The following is a 26912-nucleotide window of genomic DNA, read 5'->3' on the forward strand; positions in this document are numbered from 1 at the left end:
GGTCAGCCTATCGAGATCCGATCCGCGTTCGGGCCACCGTTGGCCGTCGTGGCGGTGGCTCTGATCTTGTTGACTCCTTGCGCGAGGGTGACGGTGAGGGTGGAGGTCTGCCAGGTGTCCCAGTTGCCGGTGGCGTTGAAGTCGCGGGTCACGGCGGCGCCACCGTTGACCGTGATGGACATCGGCCGGTTCACCGTCGTGCCGTTGGCGTAGCGCAGCTCCAGAGTGACCGGTCCCGCCACGGGGGCGTTGACCGTCCACTCCACGTAGCTGCCGGTCAGGTTGTCGTAGTTCACGAACCCGGTGCCCGTGTAGCCGTCATGGTTCGACTCCACCACGCCCTGCGAGATCGTCGCGTCCTCGGCCTGGTAGATGACCGGGCCGCTGCCGGTGGTCTCGGTGACCGCGTTCGAGGCGTCCGAGGTGTTGCCGGCCGCGTCGCGGGCCTTGACCGTGAACGTGTACGACGTGGCGGCCGTCAGTCCCGAGACCGTCGCCGTGGTGCCGGTGACCGTGGTGGCCGGGGTCGTGCCGTTGTAGACGTCGTAGCCGGTCACCCCGGTGTTGTCGGTGGAGGCGTCCCAGGCCAGCGAGACGCTGGTGGACGTCTTGCCGGTGGTGTGGAGGTTGCCCGGCACGCTGGGCTTCTCGGTGTCGGGCGGGCCGGACGGACCGGCCGGTACGGTGAGCGTCGCGGTGTTCCAGCCGGCGACCCTGACGCTCGCCGCTCCGCTCAGGTCCGAGGCCCGGAACGTGGCGGTCAGCGTCTTGGACTCGCCCGGCCAGAGGCTGATGGCGTTGTCCGACCACTGGATCGGCAGCACCGGCTTGCCGGTCGCGTCCACGACGTGCGCGTCGAGCATGAACGCAGGGATCGCGCCCGTGCCGGTGTTCCTGATCGTCACACTCACGTTCCCGGGGGACGGCGAGGTGGCGGTGGCGGTGATCGGGGCCTGGGCCAGGCCGTTGAGCCCGGTCAGGTTGGCGTAGCTGGTGGTCGGCACGTAGTACCAGTCGTTGTTGTCCCAGTCGATGACGTCGCTCGCGGTGGACAGGGCGTACACGTTGCGGTCGATCTCCTCGCCGCCCCGCAGCAGGCTCAGCCGTACGAGGTAGGTCGTGGACAGGCCGCTGATCGACGGGACGGTGACCGCGGTGGCCTTGCCGCCGTCGGCGGGGGCGGTGACGGTGGCCGTGTTGGTGTACTTCGAGGTGCCGTCCATGTTGAACACGTCGGTCTTGACCGTCAGGCCCGAGGCGGCCGAGGTGCCCGAGTTGACCACGACGACGGACTTGTTGTCGTAGGAGTACTGCACGTGCAGTGGCTTGTTCGCCTCACGCGCTCCCCAGTAGGAACCGCCCTGGTCGAGGTAGTAGTCGAACAACTGCCAGTGCAGCGACGACCAGCCGCTGTTGAGCATCCAGTAGATGACGCCGGTCGAGGGGTTGCTGGAGTCGGTGAAGTTGCGGCCGTAGGCCTCGAACTGCGCGCGGACCGCCTCGTACTGGGCGAGCTGCGCCTTCTTCACATAGTCATTCAGGCTGGACGGCACGCCGTACCTGCCCCTGAGGGCGTTGTGGTAGATCGTCAGGTTGTTGAACGTGCTCGACGGGGAGCGGTGATACTGCGTCGCGCTCGGGCTCTGCCACAGCGAGTTGATCTGCGCGGTGGTCATCATCCGCTTCAGCGAGTCGAGCGTCGGTACGTCCGGTCCCGCGCTGGTCTCGGAGTTGAAGCCGAACGCGCCGCCTTCGCGCTTGTTGTACCAGTAGTTCGGCGGCACCCATTCGTACGGGCCGGGCATCTTCAGGCCGGAGTTGCCCAGTTGCGGGCTGGACTTGTCCGAGGCCACGGAGACGATCGGCAGCGGCCATTCGGCGGCCGTCAGGGCGTCGAGGTAGTTGGTCTCCTTCTGGGCCGTCGGCGGGTTGTCGGAGCCGATCAGGAACGAGATCACGCTGGGGTGGTTGCGCAGCCGGGTGGCCTCCGCCTGCATCGACGCCTTGGCGATGGGGTAGTCGGCCGTGGCGAACGAGCCCTCCCACTTGTTGCAGCACTCCCAGCCGGGCATGGTCAGGATGCCGTACTTGTCGGCCAGGTCGTAGAGCTCGTCGGTGTCCAGGTGGCCTTCGACGCGGATCGTGTTCAGGCCGAGGTCCTTGACGTAGCGGATCTTGTCTTCGAGGTAGCGCAGGTCCTTGCGCAGGAAGATGTCCGGTGACCAGCCGCCGCCCCTGATCAGGATCGACCGGCCGTTGATCTTGTAGAAGCGGCGGCCGCTGGCGTTCTTGCCCGACTCCACCTTGCGGACGCCGAAGCGCTGGGTCAGCGAGTCGCTCACCGCGCCGCCGACGGTCGCCGTGAGGTTGAGGTCGTACAGGGGCTGGGCGCCCATCTGGTACGGCCACCAGACCTGAGGGTTGGTGAGGGTCTGGGAGAACGTGATGCGCTTGGTCTCGTTCGCCGCTAACGAGACGTTCTGGGAGAAGGTGAGCGAGCCGATCGTGCCGCTGACCGTGGTGGTCACCGCACTGCCCGTGCCGTTGCGTACATCGGCCTTGATCGTCAGGTCGGCGCGGTCGAGCGCCGGGACGGCCAGGTTGGTGATCACGTGCGCGTCACGCAGGGAGACGTCGGCGCTGCGCCTGATCAGCACGTCGCGGAAGATGCCCGTGTTGTCGTCGCGCGGGACCTGCACCCAGTCGATCCAGCCGATCGTCAGGTGGTTGTTGGGGTTGTTGGCGTTGACACGGAAGGCCACCGAGTTGGCGCCCGGGTGGACCAGCGCGGTGATGTCGCGCTCGTTGCGGGTGTAGGCGCCGGCGATCTGGGCGGCCGTGGCCACCTGACTGCCGTTGACCCACACGTCGGCGCTCGACATCACCCCGCTGATGTCGATGAACGTGCGTAACCCGGTCTCCGAGCCGAGCGTGAAGTCCGAGCGGTACCACCAGGGCACGTCGAAGTCGGCGGTCGGGATCGACTGCATGTTCGTGGAGAAGAACGGGTCGGAGTAGACGTTGTTCTCCAGCAGCCCGGCCAGGACGGTCGAGCGCGGGCCGACCGGATACCAGCCGGAGGCCGCGTAGCCGGGAGTGGAGATCGCGGCGCCGGAGTCCGACACCTTGGCGGATGACTGGATCTTGTAGCCGGAGAGAGCTGTCGAGGAGGCGGTCGCGGCCGGGGCGGCCAGGGCGACACCTCCAGCGCTGACCAGCAAAGTGCAGGTCCAGAGCAGGATGAGGATGAGCCGGGAGCGCGCCATGGGTCCTCGCAAGGCCGATGGAGTTTGTTAATAAACCTTCTTAACAACTAAACGCGATCTCGTAAATGCCCAAATTTCTGGACATCGGGGAGTCGGCTGGTTATTCTCAAGTCGAGATTGACTCAGATTGAGAAGGACTATCGATGGAAGAGTTCCTGGCCGGCTACGACCCGCGTCGCTACCCACCGGTCGCGGTGACGGTCGACGTGGTGGCGCTGACCATCCGCGATCGGCGGCTGCACGTGCTGATCGTGGAGCGTGGCGTCGAGCCGTACGAGGGCGCCTGGGCGCTGCCCGGCGGCTTCATCAGGCCCGACGAGGACCTGGCGGGGGCGGCGGTGCGCGAGCTGGCCGAGGAGACCGGGCTGGACACCGCGCCCGCGCACATCGAGCAGTTGGCCAGCTACGGCGGTCCCGGCCGGGACCCGCGGATGCGGGTGGTGTCGATCTCGTACCTGGCCTTCGCCCCCGACCTGCCCGATCCCCGGGCGGGCACCGACGCGGCGGCGGCCGTGTGGCATCCGGTCGACGACGTGCCGCGGCTGGCCTTCGACCATCAGCGCATCCTGGCCGACGGCGTGGAGCGGGCCCGGTCGAAGCTGGAGTACACCCCGCTGGCCACGGCGTTCGCGGGCGACACCTTCACGATCTCCGAGCTGCGGCTGATCTACGAGAGCGTCTGGGGCACGCCGCTGCACGCGGGCAACTTCCACCGGAAGGTGCTGTCGGTGCCCGGGTTCGTGGAGGGCACCGGCGAGAGCACGCAGACCGGCGGGCCCAGGGGCGGGCCGCGGGCCAAGCTGTACCGCGCGGGCGACGCCCGGCTGCTGCACCCCGCCCTGCTGCGGCCCTCGCGAGAGGAGGAGATCCGGTGAACGCCGAGCAGGCCGCGTCGATCGTCACAGGGGCGCGTTCGGCCGCCGACCTCTTCACAGGCGACTCCCCCGCGCGGGTCTACCGGCGCTATGCCCGGTTACTCCACCCAGACATGTCTCCGGGGACCGCTGAGGCGTTCGCCAGGCTGGCCGAGTTGTGGTCCGACTTCAACCGGGGTCAGCAGGTCGGGCCGTACCGGATCGGGCCGCCGCTGCATCGGGGCGGCACCGCCGTCCTGTATCCGGCGGACGGCGAGGTGCTGCTCAAGCTGCCGCGCGACCCGGCCGACAACCACCTGCTGGTACGGGAGGCCGCCACGCTCACCCGGATCGCCTCGGAAGCGGACCCGCGCTTCCTGCCCTACGTCCCCCGCCTTGTCTCGAAATTTCGGCATAAAGCCGGGCGGGCCGTCCGGCAGGCGAACGTCCTCAGCCAGGCACCCGGCGGCTTCGTCCCCCTGAACCGGATCGGCACCGGCCTCGACCCCCGGGACGTGGCCTGGATCTGGCGGCGGCTGCTGGTGGCCGCCGGCCTGGCGCACCGGGCCGGCGTCACGCACGGCGCCGTGCTCCCCCGCCACGTACTCGTCCATCCCCTCGACCACGGGCTCGTCCTCGTCGACTGGTGCCGGTCACAGCTCTCCGACCCGTCCGACGATGTGCTCGGCCTCACCCGATGCGTCGCCGGGCTGCTCGGCGGGCACCCCCGCACGATGCGCGCCTTCGTCCGGGGCTGCCTGCTGCGCCCGCCCTCCGACGCGTGGGCGCTGCTCGGCGAGCTCGACGAGCTCCTCGAAGACCTTTACGGACCGCGTACCTACCGGCCCCTTCACCTCTAGGGAGAACATCATGGGCAGCGGAATCTGGTCCACCGACGTCTACAGCTCGGCCGCCCGCTACCGGGCCGCCACCGGCGCCAGCGCCTTCGCCTACAGCGACGGCGGCGCCTCCACCACCCACCCCGACCTCGACCCGTTCGGCGTCACGCGGGAGAGCCGCGACTCCGACGAGCACCCGGACTCGCTGGCCGTCGCCGTGCTCTTCGACGTGACCGGCTCGATGGGCCACGTGCCGCGCACGCTGCAGGCCAAGCTGCCCGACCTGCTCGGACTGCTGCTGCGCAAGGGGTACGCCGCCGACCCGCAGATCATGTTCGGCGCCATCGGCGACGCGACCTGCGACCGGGCGCCGCTCCAGGTCGGGCAGTTCGAGTCCGACAACCGCATGGACGAGCAGCTCGGCCAGATCCTGCTGGAGGGCGGGGGCGGCGGGCAGATGTCGGAGTCGTACGAGCTGGCCATGTACTTCATGGCCAGGCACACCGCGATCGACTGCTACGACAAGCGCGGCAAGCGGGGCTACCTGTTCATCATCGGCGACGAGCTGCCCTACCCACGGGTCAGCGGGAAGGCCGTCGCCAAGCTGATCGGCGGTCCGCGCGAGCGCGACATCGACGTGGCCGCGATGGTCGCCGAGCTGACCGAGAAGTACGACGTCTACTACATCCTGCCCGCCGGCTCCAGCTACGCCGGCGACGCGCGGGTGCTGCGAACCTGGCGCGACCTGCTCGGCCAGAACGTGCTGGAGCTCGACGACCTCGACGCGGTCTGCGAGACGATCGCGCTGACGATCGGGCTCGGCGAGGACGCCATCGGTCTTGACGAGGGCCTCGACGACCTGGCCGGGCTCGGCTCGGCCGCGGGCGCCTCGGTGTCGAAGGCGCTGGCCAAGCTGGACCGAGGCTCGCTCGTGGTGTCGGAGCCGCTCGACGGGCTCGACTCGTGATCGAACGGCTCGGCGCGCTCGACGGGCTCGGCGCGCTCGATGGGCTCGGCGCGTGAGCGAACACGTCATCGTCGCCGACCTCGGGTACGGCGACGCGGGCAAGGGCACCGTCGTGGACTGGCTCTGCGCCACCCGGCCGGTCCACGCGGTGATCCGCTTCAACGGCGGCGCCCAGGCGGCGCACAACGTGGTGCTGCCGGACGGGCGGCACCACGCGTTCGCGCAGTTCGGCTCGGGGACGCTGCGGGGAGTGCCGACGCATCTGTCGAGGTTCGTGGTGGTCGATCCGCTGGCGCTCTCCGCCGAGGCCGCCCATCTGGAACGACTCGGCGTGCCGGATCCGTTCGGGCTGATCACGGTCCATCGGGACTGCCTGCTGGCCACGCCGTACCACGTCGAGGCGGGCCGGCGGCGCGAGCTGGCGCGCGGGGCGGAGCGGCACGGGTCGTGCGGGATGGGCGTCGGCGAGGCGATGGCGTACGCGCTGTCGCACGGCGCGCTCGCCCCGCGCGCGGGCGACTCCCCCGCGACGCTGACCCGCAAGCTCGGCCTGCTGCGGGAGGCGCTCGGGGTGGACGGGCCGCCGGTGGCGGACTGCGTGGCGGCCTACCGGGCGTTCGCGTCGCGGGTGCGGCTGGTGGACTCCACCGATGAGCTGCTCAGGCGGGGGCCGGTGGTGTTCGAGGGGGCTCAGGGGGTGCTGCTGGACGAGAACCACGGGTTCGACCCGTACACGACCTGGAGCACCACGACCTTCGCGAACGCGCTGGAACTGCTCGGCGGGGCCGGGGCGCTCCGGCTGGGCGTGCTGCGGACCTACACTCCCCGGCACGGGCCGGGGCCGCTGGTCACGGAGGACCCCACGCTGGAGCTGGCGGAGCCGCACAACGGCACCGGGCCGTGGCAGGGGCCGTTCAGGGTGGGGCACTTCGACGCCGTGGCGCATCGGTACGCGGTGGAGGTGGCGGGCGGGGTCGACGGGCTGGCGCTGACGCATCTGGACGCGCCGGTTTCGCGGCTGTGTCACGCGTACGAGGGGGCCGACTTCCGGCTCGGCGACCCCGCCACGCGCACCGCTCGCCTGCTGCGGGCCAAGCCGGTGTACGGCGACGCCGTCACCGACTGGCCCGCGGCCGTGGCGGACGCTCTGGGCGCACCCGTCTGGGTCGGGTCACACGGCCCGACCTCGGCCGACAAGCGCGTCCTCACGCCCGCCCTCGGTTAGCTCGGGCGGGTCCCCGCGCCCGCCCTCCTGCCAGACGAGCGCGTCCTCACATCAGCCCTTGATCAGCTCCAGGCGAGCATGCGGAGTGGGTCCTCCAGCATGGCGCCGACGTCGCGCAGGAACAGCGACCCCAGCTCACCGTCCACGATCCGGTGGTCGAAGGAGAGCGCCAGCGTCGTCACCTTGCGTACCGCGAGCTCGCCGTCCACCACCCACGGCATGTCCCGTATCTGACCGAAGGCGAGGATGGCGGCCTCGCCCGGGTTGAGGATCGGGGTGCCGGTGTCGACGCCGAACACGCCCACGTTCGTGATCGTGATCGTGCCGCCCGCCATCTCGGCCGGTTGGGTGCGGCCCGCCCTGGCGGTCTCCGTCAGCCGGCCCAGCTCGGCGGCCAGCTCGGGGAGGGACAGCCCGTGGGCGGACTTGATGTTGGGGACGACGAGGCCGCGCGGGGTGGCGGCGGCGATGCCCAGGTTGACGTAGTGCTTGACCACGATCTCCTGAGCGGCCTCGTCCCATGCGGAATTGATCATCGGATGGCGCCGGGCGGCCGTGAGCACGGCCTTGGCGACCAGGAGCAGCGGCGAGACCTTGACCTCGGCGAAGTCCGGGATCGTACGCAGGCGCCGAACGGCCTCCATGGTCTCGGTGACGTCGAGCTGGAGGAACTCGGTGACGTGCGGGGCGGTGAAGGCGCTGGTCACCATGGCTTGGGCGGTCATCTTGCGGACGCCCTTGACCGGGATGCGCTCCTCCTCGCCCTGCTGGGCGGTCGCCCGCGGGGCGGGCCGCTCCGCGGCGGCGTGGACGTCGTCCCTGGTGATCGAGCCGTTCGGGCCCGAGCCGGCCAGGGTGCTCAGGTCCACGCCCAGGTCCTTGGCCAGTTTGCGGACCGGTGGCTTGGCCAGGACCGCGACCCGTCGCGGGGTGTCGAGCGCCGCCGGACCTGATGGCGCGGTGACCTCGACGCGGGACGGGTTCGCGACCGGGGTGGCCGGGAACACGGGCGACTCGGGAGCGGCCGGGATCACGGGCGACTCGGCGGGCCCGTCAGGGCGGGATTTGCGGGGGCGGCGTTTTGTGGTGCCGGTCTTGACGCCGTAACCGACCAGGACCGCCTGGCGTTCCTCCTTGGGGGCGGGGCTGCCATGGGCGCCGGGTTCGACGGCTCCCTCCGCCGGGGGGCGCGGTACCAGGTCGTCCGCCAACGCCTCGATCCGGTCGGCGTCAGCCGTCTCGGTACGGCCGGCCCCGGAGGTGTCGTCCGGCTCGTCCGTGTCGACGGCGATGATGGGCCTGCCGACGTCGACCGTCTGGCCCTCGTCGGCCATCAGCCCGGAGACCACGCCGTCCCAGGGGATCGGTAGCTCGACGATGGACTTGGCCGTCTCGATCTCCACCACGATCTGGTTGACCTTGACCGTGTCACCGGGCTTGGCGTGCCAGCGCACGATCTCCGCCTCGGTCAGACCCTCGCCCACGTCGGGGAGCTTGAATTCACGTCGCATGAGTCCCCCTCCTCAGTAGCCGAAGGCGCGGTCGACGGCGTCGAGCACCCGGTCGAGGTCGGGCAGGTAGTGCTCCTCCAGCTTCGACGGCGGGTAGGGCGTGGAGAAGCCGCCGACGCGCAGCACCGGTGACTCCAGCTGGTAGAAGCACTGCTCGGTGATCCTGGCCGCCAGCTCGGCGCCGAAGCCGCTGTTGATCGGCGCCTCGTGCACCACCACGGCCCGGCCGGTACGGCGTACCGACTCCATCACCAGCGGCGCGTCGAGCGGGTTGAGCGAGCGCAGGTCGAGGACCTCGACCGAGCGCCCGTCGGCCTCGGCGGCCGTGGCGGCCTCCAGGCAGGTCTTCACCATCGGGCCGTAGGCGATCAGCGTGATGTCCGTGCCCTGGCGCACCGGCCGGCCGCGGTCGAGGGGCAGCCACCAGTCGGTGCTGAGGGTGTCGACCTCGGCCTTCTCCCAGTAGCGGCGCTTGGGCTCGAAGAAGATGACCGGGTCTTCGCAGCGGATGGCCTGCTGGATCATCGTGTACGCGTCGGCCGGGTTGGAGCAGGCGACCACGCGCAGCCCGGCGGTGTGCGTGAAGTAGGCCTCCGGCGACTCGCTGTGGTGCTCGACCGCGCCGATGCCGCCGCCGCAGGGGATGCGTACGACGACGGGCAGCTTGATCGCGCCGAGCGAACGCATCGGCATCTTGGCCAGCTGGGTGATGATCTGGTCGGCCGCGGGGAAGACGAACCCGTCGAACTGGATCTCGCACACCGGCCGGTAGCCGCGCAGCGCCAGGCCGATCGCGGTGCCGATGATGCCGGACTCGGCCAGCGGGGTGTCGATGACCCGGTCCTCGCCGAAGTCCTTCTGCAGACCGTCGGTGACCCGGAACACGCCGCCGAGCTTGCCGACGTCCTCGCCCATGATGAGGACCTTGGGGTCGTCCTCCATGGCCTTGCGCATGCCCTCGTTGAGCGCCTTGGACAGGCTGAGCACGGTCATGACGCCTCCTTCGGCGCGACGGTCATGCGGCGCTCAGGGGTTCGCTCACTCACTGAAGCCCTCCAGGTAAGCGGCGTATTGGGCGCGCTCCTCGTCGATCAGCGCGTGCGGCTCGGAGTAGACGTGCTCGAACATCGCGAGCGGCCCGGGGTCGGGCATCGCCAGGCAGCGCCTGCGCAGGTCGGCGCCGAGCTGGTCGGCCTCGCCCTCGACCGAGTCGAAGAACGCCTGGTCGGCGAACTCGTTCTTGAACAGGTACGCCTTGACGCGCTCGATCGGGTCCTTGAGCTTCCACGCCTCCAGCTCGCTGGCCACGCGGTAACGCGTCGGGTCGTCCGTGGTGGTGTGGGCGCCCATCCGGTACGTGAACGCCTCGATGAGCACCGGGCCCTGGCCTTCGCGGGCGTTCTTGAGCGCCTGCCTGGTCACGGCGAGGCAGGCGAACACGTCGTTGCCGTCGACCCTGATGCCGGGGAAGCCGAACCCGGAGGCCCTGCGGTAGAGGGGGATGCGGCTCTGCTTCTCCAGCGGCTCGGAGATGGCCCACTGGTTGTTCTGGCAGAAGAACACGATCGGCGCGTTGAACACGCTGGCCCAGACGAACGACTCGTTCACGTCGCCCTGGGAGCTGGCGCCGTCGCCGAAGTAGGCGATGACGGCCGCGTTCGCGTCGTCGCGCTGGACACCCATCGCGTAGCCGACGGCGTGCAGGGTCTGGCTGCCGATCACGATCGTGTAGAGGTGGAAGTTGTGCTCCTTGGGGTCCCATCCGCCGTGGTTCACCCCACGGAACAGGCCGAGCAGCTTCACCGGGTCGACGTCGCGGCACCAGGCCACGCCGTGCTCCCGGTAGGTGGGGAAGGCCATGTCCGCGTCGGTCAGCGCGCGGCCCGAGCCGATCTGCGCGGCCTCCTGGCCGAGCAGCGACGCCCAGATGCCGAGCTCGCCCTGCCGCTGCAGAGCGACCGCCTCCAGGTCGACGCGCCGGACGAGCACGAGGTCGCGGTAGAGGGACCGCACCTCTTCAGGTTTGAGGTCGATGTCGTAGTCGGGATGCTCGACCCGCTCACCCTCGGGGGTGAGGAGCTGGACGAGCTCCGGGGGTGCTTGTGCACCACGAGAGGCGTCGAGTGTCACGTGCCACTCCTGTGCGGTCAGGGCCGGAGTCGATGGGGTTGCCACCTTAGGCCAGCCTTTCGAGCGTCGGACCATGTGGTGGTGGTTCGTACGCGTTTGGGGACATGGTGGCAGACGTCACAGCCCTTCGCGCAAGCCCCATGCCCTCCCCGTTCCCGTTGTGTTGCCTGCCACACGCGCCGGTAGGCTGGCTTTCCCATCTCCCGCCGCATCCAGGAGGAACGCAGTGGCGCGCGTCATCGTAGACGTCATGCTGAAGCCCGAGATTCTCGACCCGCAGGGCCAGGCCATCGCCCGCGCGCTGCCCAGGCTGGGCTTCTCCGGCGTCGCGGCCGTCCGGCAGGGCAAGCGCTTCGAGGTCGAACTGGACGGTCCGGCCGACGAGGCGGCACTTGCGGACGTCCGAAAGATGGCCGAGACGCTGCTGGCCAACACCGTCATCGAGGACTACGTCGTACGCGTCGAAGAGTAGAACAGCACATTTGACGCATCGAAATACCCGCGAGCGGCTAAAGTCGGGTTCCGGCATGCCACAATGCCACGGGCTTGCCAACAGTAAATAACAACAACGTGATTTTGCGGTTAGCCCCGATTTCACGGGGAAACCTACTCCAGGTGACATTCCGGAGCCCGGAGGAGTCCGGTGGATATTGAGTTCTCGTTGGCGCTGCCTCGGGATGCGATCGGCATACCGATGGTCAGACGAGTGCTAGGGGATGCGATGCGTTCGCTCAACGTGAGCGAGGCGTGCATCTCCGACATGCTGCTCGCGGTCTCCGAGGCGTGCTCTAACGCGGTACGCCACGGCGGCCCGGCCAACCGCTATGAGGTCACGGCCTCGATCGGCTACGGCCGCTGCGACGTACGCGTCGTCGACAACGGGGTCGGCCTGCCCTCGATGCCCCTGCACTTTCCGCCCCCCGACACCGAGAACGGCCGTGGCCTGCTGATCATGCGCTCGGTCGTGGACGAGATCTCCTTCGGCATCACTCCTGGCCGCGGCACCACGGTCCACCTCCGCAAGACCCTCGCCTGGGAGGAAACGGCGAACCGCCGCTCCCGCGAGCTGGCCGCGGTCTAGCCGTCCGCTCCATCCGACCTCTTCGCGGGCTGTCATGGCGGCCCGCCCCCTGGCGTGCCGTACACGCCGTTGGGAGGCATCGGCGAGCACCAGATAGCCTTGGCGGTGCACACCACGAACGCTGGAGGAACGCAAGACATGAGCGCCCGCGTGGGGGTAGTCACCTTTCCAGGAACTCTCGACGATCAGGACGCCGCCAGAGCGATCAGACTGTCCGGCGCGGAAGCGGTTCCGCTGTGGCACGCCGACCATGACCTCAAGGGTGTGGACGCCGTCTTCCTGCCCGGCGGCTTCTCCTACGGCGACTACCTGCGGTGCGGCGCCATCTCGCGGTTCGCGCCGCTGATGCGGGAGCTCGTCCCGGCCGCCCGCGAGGGGCTGCCGGTGCTCGGCACCTGCAACGGGTTCCAGATCCTGTGCGAGGCGCACCTGCTGCCTGGCGCGCTGACGCGCAACGCCTCGCTGCACTACGTCTGCCGTGACCAGCGGCTCCGGGTCGAGGCGACCGGCACGCCCTGGACGAACTCGTTCGAGACCGGCCAGGAGGTCGTGCTGCCGATCAAGCACGGCGAGGGCCGCTACGTCGCCGACCCCGAGACGATCGCCGCGCTCGAGGCCGAGGGCCGCGTGGTCGTGCGCTACCTCGGCAACCCCAACGGCTCCGCCAACGACATCGCCGGCATCCGCAACGAGGCCGGCAACGTCGTCGGGCTCATGCCGCACCCCGAGCACGCCGTCGAGAACCTCGTCGGCGCGCCGAGCACGGACGGGCTCGGCTTCTTCACCTCCATCCTCAAGAAGCTGGTGAACGCGTGAGCACCGACAGCGTCAAGCGGGCCGCCGAGACGCCCGCCGAGCCGATGCCGTTCGCCGAGCTGGGGATGAAGCAGGAGGAGTACGACCGGGTCAAGGAGATCCTCGGCCGTCGTCCCACGGGCTCCGAGCTGGCCATCTACAGCGTCATGTGGTCCGAGCACTGCTCGTACAAGTCGTCCAAGGTGCACCTGCGGCAGTTCGCCACGAAGGCCCCCAAGTCCGACGCACTGCTCGTCGGCATGGGAGAGAACGCCGGCGTCGTCGACATCGGCGACGGCTGGGCCGCCACCTTCAAGATCGAGTCGCACAACCACCCGTCCTACGTGGAGCCGCACCAGGGCGCCGCCACCGGCGTGGGCGGGATCGTCCGCGACATCATGTCGATGGGCGCCCGCCCGATCGCGGTCATGGACGCGCTGCGCTTCGGCGGCGCCGACCAGAACGACACCCGGCGGGTGCTGCCCGGCGTGGTCGAGGGCATCAGCAGCTACGGCAACTGCCTGGGCCTGCCCAACATCGGCGGCGAGGTCGTCTTCGACCCCTGCTACATCGGCAACCCGCTGGTCAACGCGCTGTGCGTGGGCCTGCTGCGCAAGGACCAGATCAAGCTGGCCACCGCGCCCGGGCCGGGCAACAAGGTGGTGCTGTTCGGCGCCTCGACCGGGCCCGACGGCATCGGCGGCGCGTCGGTGCTCGCCTCGGCGACCTTCGAGGACGAGTCGCACGCCAAGCGGCCCGCCGTACAGGTCGGCGACCCGTTCATGGAGAAGCTGCTCATCGAGTGCTGCCTGGAGCTGTACGCGGCCGACGTGGTCGTGGGCATCCAGGACCTCGGCGCGGCCGGCGTCTCGTGCGCGACCACGGAGCTGGCCGCCAAGGGCACCGGCGGCATGCACGTCGACCTCAACCTGGTCCCGCTCCGCGATCCCTCGCTCAGGCCCGAGGAGATCCTGATGAGCGAGTCGCAGGAGCGGATGATGGCCGTGGTCCGGCCGTCGGACATCGCGGCGTTCATGGCGATCTGCGAGAAGTGGGATGTCCCGGCCACCGTGATCGGCGAGGTCACCGACACCGGCCGGCTGGTGATGACCTGGGACGGCGAGACGATCGTCGACATCCCGCCCGGCACCGCGGCCGACGACGGCCCGGTCTACGAGCGGCCCTTCCACGAGCCCGCCGGGCAGGTCGCGCTCAACGCCGACACCCCCGACCGCCTCGACCGGCCCGCCGACCTGCGCGTCACCCTGCTGGAGCTGCTCGGCTCGCCGAACCTGGCGTCGAAGGAGTGGGTGACCTCCCAGTACGACCGCTACGTCCGCTCCAACACCGTGCTCGCCCAGCCCGCCGACGCCGGGATGCTGCGCATCTCCGAGGTCATGGCCGGCGCCGAGCCGACGACCCGGGGCATCGCCCTGGCCACCGACGGCAACGGCCGCTACGCGCGGCTCGACCCCTACGCGGGCGCCCAGCTCGCGCTGGCCGAGGCCTACCGCAACGTCGCCGTCACCGGGGCCCGCCCGCTGGCCGTCACCAACTGCCTCAACTTCGGCTCTCCGGAGGACCCCGAGGTCATGTGGCAGTTCGCCGAGGCCGTACGCGGGCTCGCCGACGCCTGCCGGACCCTCGGTGTGCCGGTGACCGGCGGCAACGTCTCCTTCTACAACCAGACCGGCTCGACCCCGATCCACCCGACACCGGTCGTGGGCGTGCTCGGCGTGATCGACGACGTGGCCAAGCGGGTCGCCACCGGGTTCGTCGCCGAGGGCCTGCGCATCGCGCTGCTCGGTGAGACGAAGGAGGAGTTCGGCGGGTCGGAGTGGGCGCACGTCTCCCACGGCCACCTCGGCGGCCTGCCGCCGGCGGCCGACCTGGCGGCCGAGCAGGCCATGGCCACCGTGCTGGTGGAGGCCGCCGCCCAGGGGCTCCTTGAGGGCTCCCACGACCTGTCCGACGGCGGTCTGGGCATCGCGCTGGCCGAGTCCTGCCTGGCGCGGGGCATCGGGGCGACGGTGGCGCTGAGCGGCGAGGCGTTCACCGACCTGTTCAGCGAGTCGTCGGCCCGCGCGCTGGTGGTGGTCCGGCCGGAGGCCTTCGACCGGTTCGCCGCGCTCTGCGCCGACCACGAGGTGCCCTGCTACGGCCTCGGCACCACCGGCGGCACGTCGCTGGTGGTGGAGGGGGTGCTGGAGGTGCCGGTCGCGGAGCTGCGCGAGACGCACTCCGGCACGCTGCCCGCGCTGTTCGGCTGAGGTTTCAGTGAGGGGGCCGGTACGCACTTGCCGTACCGGCCCTCGTCATTGCCGTACCGGCCCTTGTCGCGTCTGTCATGCCTTCTCGAGGCAGACCACTTGACGTGCTCCTCGCCCTGCAGAGGCAAGGGTTCCCGTGCTGTCACCGCCCGCCCGGCGGCCTCGTCGTACCGATGAATCCAGGAAGTGACCTCACGGCCAGCTTGGCTATCGCTTGCCCGTTCGGCCACGGAAACATTACCGTTCGTGATTGAGACGTCTCAACCAGTTCCGATAACTGCAGCTCGCTCGCGCCCCAGAGAGCACTCACGCACGGGCCTACACCACCCGCCTGAAGAGGGGAGCGCTGGCCCGCATCCAGGTAGACGGTCGTTCTTGCCCTCAGCGCCGTCCTTGCCGTCAGCGCCGTGTCGGCTATGGGTAAAAGGACGCATCGGCATGCGCCGACTCCAGTGGATAATCGGGACCGTTCGGGGGCACACGCATTCCACGGAGGATGACCTTGTCGACCGCCAGTCCCTACCTCCCTCCTGCCACGCAGCCGGTGCGAGGGGTCGTCTGGGCCATCCACCTGGTCCTGCCGCTGCTCGGCCTGTGGCTGCTGCTGGCCCAGGGCCACCTCAACATCATGTGGGAGCACCACTCCAGCCACTTCTGGATGATCATCTCGGTGGCCGGCCTCAACGTGGCGCTCGGCGCGCTGATCAGCGAGGCGTCGCGGAAACGGCAGGACGCCCGGCTCTTCCTGGTCTCGATGGTGTTCCTGGCCAGCGCCGGCTTCTTCTTCCTGCACGGCCTGGCCACTCCGCAGATCATCCTGCCCACCGGATCGATGGGGTTCGACCTCGGGCAGCAGGTCGGGCTGACGATCGCCTCGGGGTTCGCCTTCGTCTCGGCCTTCCCGCTGGGCGAGCGGGCGGCGCGGACGGTCATGAGATCCCAGCACCTCATACGGGGCGTGCTCCTCGGATTCATGATCCTCTGGGGGCTCGCCTCGCTGATCCCCGGGCTGACGCCGCTCAGCGAGCCACCGCTCAAGGAGCCGGTCAACTGGCTCGTATGGCTGTCGCTACCGGGCCTGGGCCTGTACGGCGCGGCCAGTGTGATGATGTTCCAGCTGCACCGGCAGCGGCCCTCGGCCACGCTGGTCAGCCTGATCACCGCCTACGCGCTGCTCGCCGAGGCCATGATCGCCGGGATGTCGCAGCTCAACTGGCATCTGTCCTGGTGGGAGTGGCACATCCTGCTGACGCTGGCCTTCGTCTTCGTCGCCTACAGCGCCTACATACAGTTCAGGCGCGAGGGGTCGAGCGGCGGTCTGTTCGACTCGGTCGCGCTGTCGGCGACCGTGGCCCGCATCCAGCGGAACTACGACGAGGTCCTGGAAGAGCTGGTCGAGCACGTACGACGCGGCGAGCCGCTGGCGGCCACCCGGTTATCGGACAAGTTCCGGCTCAACGAGGGACAGGCCGCGGTCCTCGACCGGGCCGGCGAGGCACTGGCCCGTGAGCGTGAGCTCTCGGAGCGCCTGAGCGCCCTGGTGGCGGTGAGCGCCCAGACCCGCGTACGCCAGTCCGAGAGCGACCTCCTGGCCACCACGCTCGAACGCGTCCGTCAGGCGTACGGCGACGTGCGGATCGGCCTCGTCGCCGACGGCAAGACGCAGATCGGCTCCCGCGCGTACGAGTTCGCCGGAGACGCCCCCATCAGACGCGACAACCTGTTCGCCTTCCCGCTGACGGTCAAGGGCCACCTGGCGGGCGTGCTGGAGGTGCCGGTCGGCCGCACGGCGCAGGACGAGGCGCTGGCCGCCACCCTGGCCGGGCAGATCTCGATCTCGCTGGAGAACGCCCGCCTCTACCAGGAGCTCGACACCCTCTTCCGGCAGTACATGTCGCCCGACGTGGCCAACGCCCTGCTCGCCGACCCCGGCCAGGCGGCGCTCGGCGGCCAGATGAAGGAGCTGACCGCGCTCTTCGCCGACCTCAAGGGCTTCACCACGTTCTCGGAGCGGGTCACGCCCGGCGAGATCGTGGAGATGCTCAACCGCTATCACACGGCCGCGGTGCCCTGCATCCTGGCCAACGGCGGCACGATCGTGCAGTTCGTCGGCGACGCGTTGCTGGCTCTGTTCAACGCCCCGGCCACGCAGAACGGCCACGCCAGGGCCGCCTGCCGGGCCGCGCTGGCCATGCAGGAGGCCGCTTCCGAGGTGGCCGAGGAGATCGCCTGGAAGCGGGAGGACGCGGAGGCGTGGCCGACGTTCCGGGTCGGCGTCAACACCGGTCCCGCCCTGGTCGGCAACATCGGCAGCCCGGAGCTGCGCGGCTTCAACGCGATGGGCGACTGCGTGAACGTGGCCGCCAGGCTGCAGTCCCTCGCCGAGCCGGGCACAGTGGTGATCGGCGAGACGACGCGCAGGCAACTGGGAGCGGGCGTCACGGTGAACCCCCTCGGAAAGCTGAGCCTCAAGGGCAAGGAAGAACTCGTGGGTGCCTACGTTCTGACCGCGATGACCTAGAAGGGCGCTGACCGTACCGACATAATCGGCGCATGAACCCAGATCCCGGCGAGTTCCTCTCCATGCTCACAGCCGACGAGGTCGAGGAAATGCGCGCCGCGGGACGCCCGCGCAGGTGGGAACGCGGGACGACCGTGATGAGCGAGGGCGACACCTCCGACTGGGTGCTCGTCCTGACCGAGGGCCGGGTGAAGGTCTCGTCGCACACGAGCAGCGGCACCGAGGTGGTGCTGGCCGTACGCGGGCCGGGCGGACTGCTCGGGGAGATGTCGGCCATCGACGGCTCGCCGCGGTCGGCCACGGTCACCGCGCTGGAGCCGATCGCAGGCATCGTGATCCGCGATTTCCCCGCGTTCCTGCAAGCCCATGGGCGCATCGCCGTACTCCTCATGCAGCTGGTCACGGGCCGGCTGCGCGACGCCGACCGGAAGCGGATCGAGTACGGGGCGTTCGACACGACGGGCCGGGTGGCGACCCGGCTGATCGAGCTGGCCGAGCGCTACGGCGAGAAGACCAACAGCGGCGTACGCGTCGCTCTGCCGCTCTCCCAGGACGAGCTGGCCGGGTGGACCGGGGCCTCACGTGAGGCCGTCAGCAAGGCGCTGCGGCTGCTACGGGACCGCGGGCTGATCGAGACCGGGCGGCGGCGCGTGGTGATCCACGATCTTGACGGGTTGCGCAAGCGGGCCAGATAACCCCCCGACAAATCGGACGTACGTCGTACGTCATAGTGGACGGCATGCCCCTCGCCGCCCAAGACGACCGCCTCCGTTACGCCTGGCGCGTCTGCTCGGTCACCAGCCTCGGCCTCGTCCTCATCGGCATCGCGGGCAGCACCCTGAACGTCGCCCTGCCCACCGTGGTCCGGCACTTCCACGCGAGCCCTTTTGAGTCCGGCTGGATCCTGCTGGCGTTCCTGCTGGTCAACACCGCGAGCCTGGTGTTCTTCGGCCGGGTGGCGGACCTGCTGGGGCGGCGGGAGATCTATCTGGCCGGGTTCGCGCTGTTCACCGTCGCCTCGCTGCTGGCCGGGCTGTCGCCGGGCGTGTGGTTCCTGGTCGCGATGCGCGTGCTGCAGGCGGTCGGGGCGGCGATGATCCTGGCCAACGGCACGGTCATCATCACCGACGCCTTCCCGCCCGACCGGCTCAGCCAGGGCATGGGCGTCTACATCGGCACCCTCTCCGTGGCGCAGCTCGCCGGGCCGACGCTGGGCGGGCTCATCGCGGACACGGCCGGCTGGCAGTGGATCTTCTGGGTGAACGTACCGGCCGGCCTGATCGCCTTCGGCTGGGGCGCGGTGATCTTACGCAAGATGCCCCGGGGCCCGCGCGAACCGGTGGACGCGCTGGGCAACGCCCTGGTGTTCGCCGCGCTCTCGGCCATCCTCATCGCCCTGTCGGAGGCGGGCTCGGCCGGGCTGTCGAGCCCGGCCGTGCTGACGGGGGTGGCGGTGTTCGCGGTGCTGGTGCCGCTGATCGTGCTGGTGGAGCGGCGGGCCGCGCATCCGGTGCTCGACCTGCGGCTGTTCGGGGAGCGGCTGCTGGCCTTCGCCAACCTGGCCTCGTTCTGCAACGCGCTGGCCCGCTCGGCGCTGATCCTGGTCGTGGCGCTGTACTTCCAGGCGGCCAGGGGTGTGGACGCCTTCACGGCCGGGCTGAGCGTGCTGCCGGTGCCGGTCGGCATGGCGCTGGCCTCACCGCTGGCGGGCTCGCTGAAGATCTCCCCGTACGTCGTGTCGATCGGCGGCGCGCTGATGAGCGCCGTCGGACTCGGCACGCTGATGCTGACGGCGGACCCCGCCACGCCGTACTGGATCATCGGGGTCGGCCTCTTCGTGGCCGGGTGCGGGAGCGGCACGTTCCTGACCGGCAACACCACGCAGGTCATGCGGGCGCTGCCGAGCGGCAGCCTGGGGGTGGTCAACGGGTTCCGGGTGATGATCATGAACATGGGGATCGTGATCAGCGTGGGCGTGTCACTGAGCGTCCTGGCCGGCTCGGTGGGGCCGGCCGAACGGGCCCAGGTGTACGCGGGGACGCTGGCCAAGCTGTCGCCGGTGGCGGTGGGGCAGGTGATGCACGGGTTCGAGCGAACGTACGCGATGCTGTTCGCCGTCGCCCTGACGGGCGCCTTATTCGCCGCCCTGGCCCGACCGCGACCGTCGTGACGGTCACGGAATGTGTTACATCTGACACCATGCACAACATTCGCCCTGATGAAGCGAGGGAGAGCGCACACCGCGCACCGGCAGACGATTCGGAGGCGGCACGGTTCCGTCGGGAGATGCTGCTGGAGCAGGCCGCGGCCGACGCCGCCCGACTGCGGGACGATCCCGACGATCAAGCCGAGATGCTCGCGATCCAGCGCTTCATGGGTGTCACACCGGACGCGCACGAGGCTCCGAGGTGACCGCGAGCAGCGGCCTCAGCGGAAAGCCGTGGCCAGTCGAGACTCCACGTCGCGGTAGCGGCTGACCGGGATCAGGTGGACGCCGTCGAAGGCGCCCGAGTCGCGGATGGCCAGGACCTGCTCGCAGGCCGCGTCCACGCCCGCCATACGGTCGGCCGCCACCGCGTGGATCAGCTGGTCGGGGATGGCGATGTCGGGGATCGCCGCTGCCAGAGTGCGGGCGTGGCGCTCGCTGGCCAGCACCATCACTCCCGCGTAGACCGGCACATCGACCTGGTTGGCCTCGCGCCAGCGCAGCAGGGCCTCCAGAGAGAAGCCGACCTGGAGGAACAGGAAGTCGGCCGCGCGCTTCCAGGCGGGCAGGGGACGCAGCCCGGCCGCCGCGCCGACGCGGAACCCGCCGTCGAAGTTCCTGGCCTCCTCGATCATCGAGCGGACGGTCAGGTCGCTGGTCCGGTTGCCGCTCGCCGGCTTGTCACCGTAGACGAACAGGAACTCGTCGACCCCATAGGCCGCTGCCGTCAGCAGGTCGCGCTGGAAGCCGAGCAGATTGCGGTCGCGGGAGTTGAGGCAGGCGATGCTCCGCCCGCCCATCGCCTCGACCTCGTGCGCGACGGCCACGCTGGACACGGTCGCCCGGCCGATGTGGTTGTCCGGGATGAGGAACGAGTGGGCGATCTTGCTCATCGTGCCGATCTGGTGCCGTACGTGCTTCAGGTCAGGCGTCGTGGGCGGCTCGATCTCGCAGACCAGCTCGAAAGTCATGCCGAGCACCCTAACGTCTGGCCGCCAAGGCCTCCACGCCGCTGATGACCAGGTCCACGCCGAACGAGTCGTAGAAGCCGGCCGTCATCCCCTCGACCATCGGGCCCGCCATCTCCACCAGGTTCGGGTATTGGGCCGCCGGCAGTGACTCCAGGCCCAGGCGCTTCACCCGGACCATCTCGGCGATCTCCTCCGAGGTGTGGCGGGAGCGGAAGTGGACCGGGGCGTCGGCGATGGAGATGGCGCTCTGCAGCAGGTATTTGGAGATCAGGCAGCACTCCTCCACGGTGAACCCCGCCGCCCGCGCCAGCCCGAGCGCCAGGTCCCAGACCGCCAGGAAGCTGGGCACCGCGCCCTGGTCCACCTGCTCCAGCACGCTCTTCGCGCACGGGTGGGCGCGCAGGACCCTGATCAGGCCTTCGACCAGCTCCCGCAGCCGGTCGGGCCACGGGCGGTCGTCGTCATCGGTCTTGATCCCGAAGCCCAGGATCAGGTGGTCCGCCATGCCGATGAGCAGCTGGTCCTTGTTCTTGAAGTGCCAGTAGAGGGCCATCGGCGTCACCCCCAGGTCGGCCGCCAGTCGCCTGATCGTCACGGTGTCGAGCCCTTCGGCGTCACCGATCTCCAGGGCCCGCTCGACGATGGCCACCGCGGTCAGTTTTCCCATCACGGTTGACAACTATACGACGTACAAGTTCACTATACGACGTACAAGTACGGCGTATAGGGGACGCATATGGACCGGCGCTGGTGGGCGCTCACCGCGGTGACGCTCGGCACCTTCATGACCTATCTCGACAACAACCTGGCGAACGTCGCGCTGCCGACGATCCAGCGGGAGCTCGGGCTGACGATCTCCGGCCTGGAGTGGATCGTGAGCGGCTACATCCTGGTGTTCGCCGGGCTCATGCTGGTCGGCGGCCGGCTGGCCGACGTGTTCGGCGCCCGGCGGGTGTTCACGACCGGATTGGTGATCTTCACGCTGTCGTCCCTCGCCGCCGGGCTGGCCACCGACGGCACCATGCTGATCGCCGCCCGCGCCGTGCAGGGCTTCGGCGCGGCCATGCTCACGCCGACGGCGCTCTCACTGCTGACGCAGATCTTCCCCGACCCGGGCGAGCGCGGGCGGGCCGTGGGCATCTGGAGCGCCTCCGGCGCATTGTCGATGGCGCTCGGCCCGGCGGCCGGCGGCTTCATCAGCGAGCGGCTGCACTGGGGCTGGATCTACCTGATCAACGTGCCGATCGGGGCGGTCACGCTCGGTCTCGCGCTCTGGGCCGTCCGTCCCGCCTTCACCCGGGTACCGCGCGGCCTCGACCTGCCGGGCCTGGCCACCTCGGCGCTCGCGCTGTTCGCCCTCACCTACGGGTTGATCGAGGGCGACGGCGCCGGATGGACCTCGCCGGAGATCCTGACCGCCTTCGGTGTGGCGCTCGCGGCCGCGCTGGCGTTCCTGATCGTCGAGGCGCGGTCCGCCGAGCCGATGATCGACCTGTCACTGTTCAGGGCGAGGATGTTCAGCGGCGGCCTGATCACCATGGGCATCTGGTCGTTCGGCGTGTTCGGCATCTACTTCTTCAGCGCCCTCTGGCTGCAGAACGTGCTGGCCTTCTCCCCCACCGAGGCCGGCGCCGCGTTCGTGCCGATGGCCCTGGTCATGGCGGTCATGGCGATCCTGTCGCAGCGGGTCAGCGCGCGGCTGGGCATCGGCCCGACCGTCGCGCTCGGCATGGCGCTGATGGGCGGCGCCCTGTTCATGATCTCCGGGATCGGCGCCGACGGCGGCTACGGCGACGTGCTGCCCTGGTTCCTGGTGTACGGCCTGGGCGGCGGCCTGCTGGTGCCCCTGACCGCCGCGATCCTGTCCGGCATGCCCCAGGGCAGGTCGGGCATCGCCTCTGGGGTCCTGAACGTCTCGCGCGAGGTGTTCGGGCTGCTCGGCATCACCGTCCTGGGCGCGGTGCTCAGCTCCAGGCAGAGCGCCAGCGACCGGCCGCCGCTGGCCGCCTTCCTCGACGCCTACCAGTTCACGCTGGTGCTGGCGGCCGTGCTCGTGCTGACGGCGATCCCGGTCAGCCTGTACGCCCTGCGCGCCCGCCGTACGAGTGACAGCCAGGTGAACCAGCCGCGACCCGAGCGGCACGAGCAGACGACCGCCGCCTAAGCGACCGAGCCCCAGCCGCTCGCGCGGCCGAGCCGCACCCATTCACGCGGCCCCGACGGTGGCGGGCTCGTCGAACTGGGTCCGGTACAGCTCCTCATAGCGACCCCCGGCGGCGAGCAGCTCGGCGTGCGTACCCCGCTCCACCACCCGCCCGTCCTCGATCACCAGGATCACGTCGGCGGCGCGGATCGTGGACAGGCGGTGCGCGATCACCACGGCGGTCCTGCCCTGCAGAGCCTCACCCAGCGCCTCCTGCACGGCCGCCTCCGAGGTGGAGTCGAGCGCCGCGGTGGCCTCGTCCAGGATCACCACCCTGGGCCGGGCCAGCAGCAGCCGGGCGATCGTCAGCCGCTGGCGCTCGCCGCCCGACAGCCGGTAGCCACGCTCCCCGACCACGGTGTCGAGCCCGTCGGGCAGGGACTCGATGAGCGTGGCCAGCCTGGCCCGGCCGAGCACCTCCCAGAGCTCCGTCTCGTCGGCCTCGGGCCGGGCGAGCAGCAGGTTGGCCCTGATCGTCTCGTGGAACAGGTGCCCGTCCTGGGTCACCATGCCGAGGGTGTCGCGGATCGAGTCGGCGGTCAGGTCGCGGACGTCCACGCCGCCGATCTTCACAGACCCCGAGTCGGCGTCGTACAGCCTCGGCAGCAGCTGGGCGATCGTCGACTTGCCCGCGCCCGAGGAACCGACGAGGGCGACCATCTGGCCCGGCTCGGCCGTGAAGGAGACGCCGTGCAGCACCTCGACCCCGCCACGCGAGTCGAGGACGGCGACCTCCTCCAGCGAGGCGAGCGAGACCTTGTCGGCCGCGGGGTAGGCGAAATGCACGTCGTCGAACTCCACGGCGACCGGCCCGTCGGGGACCTGGACCGCGCCCGGCCGTTCCTTGATGAGCGGTTCGAGATCGAGCACCTCGAAGACCCGCTCGAAGCTGACCAGCGCGCTCATCACGTCCACCCGGGCGCTGGCCAGGGCGGTCAGCGGCGTATAGAGGCGGGTGAGCAGCAGGGCCAGAGCGACGACCGAGCCGGGTTCGAGCTGGTCGCGCAGGGCGTAGAAGCCGCCGAGGCCGTACACGAGGGCCAGGGCCAGCGCGGAGACCAGGGTGAGCGCGGTGACGAAGACCGACTGGGTCATGGCCGTGCGCACGCCGATGTCACGCACCCGCCTGGCCCGGGCGGCGAACTCCGCCGACTCGCGGGCGGGCCGGCCGAACAGCTTCACCAGCGTCGCGCCGGGCGCGGAGAAACGCTCGGTCATCTGCGTGCCCATGGCCGCGTTGTGGTCGGCCGCCTCACGCCGCAGCCGGGCGATCCTGGAGCCCATCCGGCGCGCGGGCAGGACGAACACCGGCAACAGCAACAGCGCGAGCAGCGTGATCTGCCAGGAGATCCCGATCATCACGATGAGGGTCAGCACCAGCGTCACGATGTTGCCCGCCACGCTGGACAGGGTGTCGGTGAAGGCGCGCTGCGCGCCGATCACGTCGTTGTTCAACCGGCTGACCAGGGCGCCCGTGCGGGTCCTGGTGAAGAAGGCGATCGGCATCCGCTGGACGTGGTCGAAGACCGCCGTACGCAGGTCGAGGATCAGTCCTTCGCCGAGCCCCGCCGACAGCCATCTGGTCACCAGGCCGAGCCCGGCCTCCGCCAGGGCGAGGATCGCGATCAACCCCGCCAGCCCGGCCACGATGCCGAACGCCTCACCCTTGACGATCGCGTCGACGACCCGGCCCGCGAGGACCGGCGCGACCACCGCCAAGGCCGCCATCACCACGCTTAACACCAGGAAGAGCGTCACCCTGCGCCGGTGCGGCCGGGCGAAGGCGCCGACGCGACGGAGCGTCGCCCGGGACAGGGGGCGACGCTCCGTCTGGTTGTTCATCGAATACAGCTGATGCCAGGCGGTCATTTCCATGCTCATGCATGGCAGCCTAGGACCTCAACTTAACTTCAGGTCAAGAACCGATCTTCTGGCCCTTCTCGTGCCAGACGACCGCGACCGACGGACGCGGCTGGTCACCGTCGGGCCAGTGGCTGGCCGGCTTGTCGGGGGTGGCGCCGTCCAGCTCGCCCGGATGCTGCACCGCGACGAACACGCTGCGCTGGTCCTCGGTGACCATCGGGCCACAGGTCTCCGCGCCGAGCGGGACCGTGAGGAACTGCCGCAGGTGCCCGCGCTCCTTGCCGCGCACGGGCATCACGAACATACCGTCGTTGCTGCCGAGCTGGTTGCCGTCGGTGGAGATCCAGAGGTTGCCGTCCCGGTCGAAGGCCACGTTGTCCGGGCAGGAGATCGGCGAGACCTTCGTCTTGTCGTAGCCGGCGAAGTAGGTCGCGGCGTCGTTCGGGTCGCCGCAGACCAGCGGGATCGACCAGGCGAACGTCTTCTCCCCCGCGTCGTCACGCCGCTCGACGATCTCCAGCACGTGGCCGTGCTTGTTGGACGGGCGCGGGTTGGCCTCGTCGACCTGCGCCGCGGTGCGGTTGGTGTTGTTGGTCAGCGCCACGTAGACGCCACCGGTGACGGGGTTGCGCTCCATGTCCTCGGGGCGGTCCATCTTGGTCGCCCCCACCTTGTCGGCGGCGACGCGGGTGTAGACCAGCACCTCGATGGCGGTCATGCCGTCCACGTACGACTTGTCGCCCGAGACCAGCGGGATCCACTGGCCGGAGCCGTCGAAGGCGCCGTCGGAGGGCAGCTTGCCCGACCCGTCGATCTCGGCGGCGGGGCTGTCGCCGGTGAACTTGGCGACGTAGAGCGTGCCCTCGTCGAGCAGGTTCCTGTTGTGCCGGTCGTTACCGGGGATGAAACGGTTCTTCGACACGAACTTGTAGATGTACTCGAAGCGGGAGTCGTCGCCCATGTACACGACCACGCGCCCGTCGCGGGCCAGCGTGGTGTTGGCGGCCTCGTGCTTCAGGCGGCCCAGCGCGGTTCGCTTGACGGGCGTCGAGTCGGGGTCGAACGGGTCGATCTCCACGACCCAGCCGAACCTGTTGGCCTCGTTCGGGTGCTTGGCCAGGTCGAAGCGCTCCTCGACGCGGTCGAAGCGGCGGCTGCTCGACGGGGTGCCGGTGGTGATCGTGTAGCGGGAGATGTACGGCAGCTGCGCCGCCGGGACCTTGTCGCCGTTGACGAAGTACTGGTCGATGTTCTCCTCGGCCGTCAGCACGGTGCCCCACGGCGTGGATCCGCCGGAGCAGTTGTTCAACATGCCGACGGGGGTGCGGCCCTTCGGGTCGGCGGCGGTCTTGAGCAGGTCGCCGCCCGCGGCCGGGCCGCTGAAGCGCATCGGCGTCTGGGCGGTGACGCGCCGGTTGTACCGCCGGCGGCCGGTGGTGACCAGCTTCCACTGGCCGGTGCCCCGGACGCGCTCGATCTCGACGACCGATCCGCCGTGGGCGGCCAGCGCGATCTTGATCTGGTCCTCGGTGGCGGCGGCCCCGGTGGTGTAGCCGCGGAACATCAGGTTCTCGTTGGTGTACTCGTGGTTCACCCAGAGCAGCCCGCGGTTGGCGCCCATCGGGAAGAGCGTGACGAAGTCGCAGTTGTACCCGAACTGCTTGGCCTGCGCCTCGGGGCTCTGCTTGTCGAAGTCGAACGCGGGCGCGTCCGCCGTCACGGGGTCGCCCCAGCGCGCGACGACGCTCGAGGTGTAGCCCTCGGCGACGGTCAGCGCGTCCTCCTTGTTCGGCGGCACGGGGGTGAACCGGATGCCGCCCGAGGAGCGGCCCATGAGCTCGGCCTCCGGCGGCTCGGTGGGGTCGGCCAGAGCCGGTACGGCCCCGGCGACACCGACCCCGGCGACCCCGGCGGCCAGGGCGCCCAGGGCGCCGGCGCGGAGCATGCCCCGGCGGGACATCGCCTCGGTGACCACGTCGCCGAAGTAGGTGTTGTCGCTGGTGTTGGCCACGTCGTGCGCACAAGCGTTGCCGCAGCGGAACCGGCAGGTCATCGCCGATCGTCCAGATGTATGCGCGGGAAGCAGCGGTAGCAACCGGTTCGCCACAGTTCCTCCAAAAATGAGCTGTCTTACGGCGGGGACGCTACGACCGCCATCGAAACCGCAGGTGAACGAGGACCTCCGACACGATGAACGCTTTCCACGACAC

At 69.9% G+C, this 26912-nt stretch carries 21 protein-coding genes; 13 read left to right on the forward strand and 8 right to left on the reverse strand.

Features of this window, described 5'->3' with window-relative positions; all coding sequences use genetic code 11:
- Window positions 1-2: 2 nt before the first annotated feature.
- Window positions 3-3266: a fibronectin type III domain-containing protein gene (locus AB0B61_RS47995; protein ID WP_358447550.1), complete on the reverse strand. Its 3264-nt coding sequence runs from the start codon at window positions 3264-3266 to the stop codon at window positions 3-5.
- Between the two features lie 143 nt (window positions 3267-3409).
- Here AB0B61_RS47995 and AB0B61_RS48000 point away from each other — a divergent pair, with 143 nt between their 5' ends.
- Genes AB0B61_RS48000 through AB0B61_RS48015 form a run of 4 tightly spaced genes read left to right on the forward strand, consistent with a single transcriptional unit; the run spans window position 3410 to window position 7151 of the window.
- Complete coding sequence (locus AB0B61_RS48000) at window positions 3410-4141, forward strand: NUDIX hydrolase (protein WP_358447552.1); 732 nt, start codon at window positions 3410-3412, stop codon at window positions 4139-4141.
- A complete protein-coding gene (locus tag AB0B61_RS48005) occupies window positions 4138-4980 on the forward strand; it encodes a molecular chaperone DnaJ (RefSeq protein WP_358447554.1) in 843 nt (280 codons plus the stop codon). Before AB0B61_RS48000 ends, AB0B61_RS48005 begins: the two co-directional genes overlap by 4 nt.
- A gap of 10 nt (window positions 4981-4990) precedes the next feature.
- On the forward strand, window positions 4991-5926 hold the full coding sequence (locus AB0B61_RS48010; RefSeq protein ID WP_358447556.1) for a hypothetical protein: 936 nt from the start codon (window positions 4991-4993) through the stop codon (window positions 5924-5926).
- 52 nt (window positions 5927-5978) lie between these two features.
- Entirely contained in the window at window positions 5979-7151 is a 1173-nt protein-coding gene (locus AB0B61_RS48015; RefSeq protein WP_358447558.1) for an adenylosuccinate synthetase, read from the forward strand.
- Between the two features lie 62 nt (window positions 7152-7213).
- Here the strand turns inward: AB0B61_RS48015 and AB0B61_RS48020 are convergent, their stop codons facing one another.
- From AB0B61_RS48020 to pdhA, 3 genes are read right to left on the reverse strand one after another with little or no spacing between them, the layout of a single operon-like run.
- Window positions 7214-8662 carry a dihydrolipoamide acetyltransferase family protein gene (locus AB0B61_RS48020; RefSeq protein WP_358447560.1) on the reverse strand — a complete coding sequence of 483 codons (1449 nt, stop codon included), beginning with the start codon at window positions 8660-8662 and terminating at the stop codon, window positions 7214-7216.
- Between the two features lie 12 nt (window positions 8663-8674).
- Window positions 8675-9655, reverse strand: a complete 981-nt coding sequence (locus AB0B61_RS48025; protein ID WP_357652161.1) for an alpha-ketoacid dehydrogenase subunit beta — start codon at window positions 9653-9655, stop codon at window positions 8675-8677.
- Window positions 9656-9700: 45 nt separating this feature from the next.
- Window positions 9701-10792 carry a pyruvate dehydrogenase (acetyl-transferring) E1 component subunit alpha gene (gene pdhA / locus AB0B61_RS48030; protein WP_358447562.1) on the reverse strand — a complete coding sequence of 364 codons (1092 nt, stop codon included), beginning with the start codon at window positions 10790-10792 and terminating at the stop codon, window positions 9701-9703.
- Window positions 10793-11018: 226 nt separating this feature from the next.
- On the opposite strand from pdhA, the gene purS reads away from it, so the two are divergent.
- The 8 genes from purS (at window position 11019) to AB0B61_RS48070 (ending at window position 19871) form a co-directional block, all read left to right on the forward strand.
- Window positions 11019-11264: a phosphoribosylformylglycinamidine synthase subunit PurS gene (purS, locus tag AB0B61_RS48035; protein ID WP_225301645.1), complete on the forward strand. Its 246-nt coding sequence runs from the start codon at window positions 11019-11021 to the stop codon at window positions 11262-11264.
- A 222-nt stretch (window positions 11265-11486) separates the two neighbouring features.
- A complete protein-coding gene (locus AB0B61_RS48040; RefSeq protein ID WP_225301701.1) occupies window positions 11487-11873 on the forward strand; it encodes an ATP-binding protein in 387 nt (128 codons plus the stop codon).
- A 138-nt stretch (window positions 11874-12011) separates the two neighbouring features.
- Window positions 12012-12689: a phosphoribosylformylglycinamidine synthase subunit PurQ gene (purQ, locus tag AB0B61_RS48045; protein ID WP_358447564.1), complete on the forward strand. Its 678-nt coding sequence runs from the start codon at window positions 12012-12014 to the stop codon at window positions 12687-12689.
- Window positions 12690-12733: 44 nt separating this feature from the next.
- The gene (gene purL, locus AB0B61_RS48050) at window positions 12734-14938 is read left to right on the forward strand and encodes a phosphoribosylformylglycinamidine synthase subunit PurL (RefSeq protein WP_358447656.1); all 2205 of its coding nucleotides are present in this window, start codon (window positions 12734-12736) and stop codon (window positions 14936-14938) included.
- Window positions 14939-15440: 502 nt separating this feature from the next.
- Window positions 15441-17459, forward strand: coding sequence for an adenylate/guanylate cyclase domain-containing protein (locus tag AB0B61_RS48055; RefSeq protein WP_358447565.1), 2019 nt, complete (start codon window positions 15441-15443; stop codon window positions 17457-17459).
- A 32-nt stretch (window positions 17460-17491) separates the two neighbouring features.
- Window positions 17492-18154: a Crp/Fnr family transcriptional regulator gene (locus AB0B61_RS48060; protein ID WP_358447567.1), complete on the forward strand. Its 663-nt coding sequence runs from the start codon at window positions 17492-17494 to the stop codon at window positions 18152-18154.
- 44 nt (window positions 18155-18198) lie between these two features.
- Window positions 18199-19629 (forward strand): MFS transporter, encoded by a 1431-nt coding sequence (locus tag AB0B61_RS48065; protein ID WP_358447568.1) that lies wholly within the window; start codon window positions 18199-18201, stop codon window positions 19627-19629.
- Between the two features lie 116 nt (window positions 19630-19745).
- Window positions 19746-19871, forward strand: a complete 126-nt coding sequence (locus AB0B61_RS48070; protein WP_358447569.1) for a hypothetical protein — start codon at window positions 19746-19748, stop codon at window positions 19869-19871.
- A gap of 15 nt (window positions 19872-19886) precedes the next feature.
- On the opposite strand, the gene AB0B61_RS48075 is transcribed toward AB0B61_RS48070, so the two are convergent.
- Both AB0B61_RS48075 and AB0B61_RS48080 read right to left on the reverse strand, forming a co-directional pair.
- Window positions 19887-20636, reverse strand: a complete 750-nt coding sequence (locus tag AB0B61_RS48075; RefSeq protein ID WP_358447571.1) for a methylenetetrahydrofolate reductase — start codon at window positions 20634-20636, stop codon at window positions 19887-19889.
- 10 nt (window positions 20637-20646) lie between these two features.
- On the reverse strand, window positions 20647-21303 hold the full coding sequence (locus AB0B61_RS48080) for a TetR family transcriptional regulator (protein ID WP_358447658.1): 657 nt from the start codon (window positions 21301-21303) through the stop codon (window positions 20647-20649).
- 69 nt (window positions 21304-21372) lie between these two features.
- Here AB0B61_RS48080 and AB0B61_RS48085 point away from each other — a divergent pair, with 69 nt between their 5' ends.
- Complete coding sequence (locus tag AB0B61_RS48085; RefSeq protein WP_358447573.1) at window positions 21373-22800, forward strand: MFS transporter; 1428 nt, start codon at window positions 21373-21375, stop codon at window positions 22798-22800.
- A gap of 42 nt (window positions 22801-22842) precedes the next feature.
- Here AB0B61_RS48085 and AB0B61_RS48090 read toward each other — a convergent pair whose 3' ends face one another.
- Window positions 22843-24720, reverse strand: coding sequence for an ABC transporter ATP-binding protein (locus tag AB0B61_RS48090; protein WP_358447575.1), 1878 nt, complete (start codon window positions 24718-24720; stop codon window positions 22843-22845).
- A gap of 34 nt (window positions 24721-24754) precedes the next feature.
- Entirely contained in the window at window positions 24755-26755 is a 2001-nt protein-coding gene (locus AB0B61_RS48095) for a PhoX family phosphatase (RefSeq protein ID WP_358447576.1), read from the reverse strand.
- Between the last annotated feature and the right edge of the window lie 157 nt (window positions 26756-26912).

The organism is Nonomuraea sp. NPDC049158 (assembly GCF_040648335.1).
In the GTDB taxonomy this organism is placed as follows: domain Bacteria; phylum Actinomycetota; class Actinomycetes; order Streptosporangiales; family Streptosporangiaceae; genus Nonomuraea.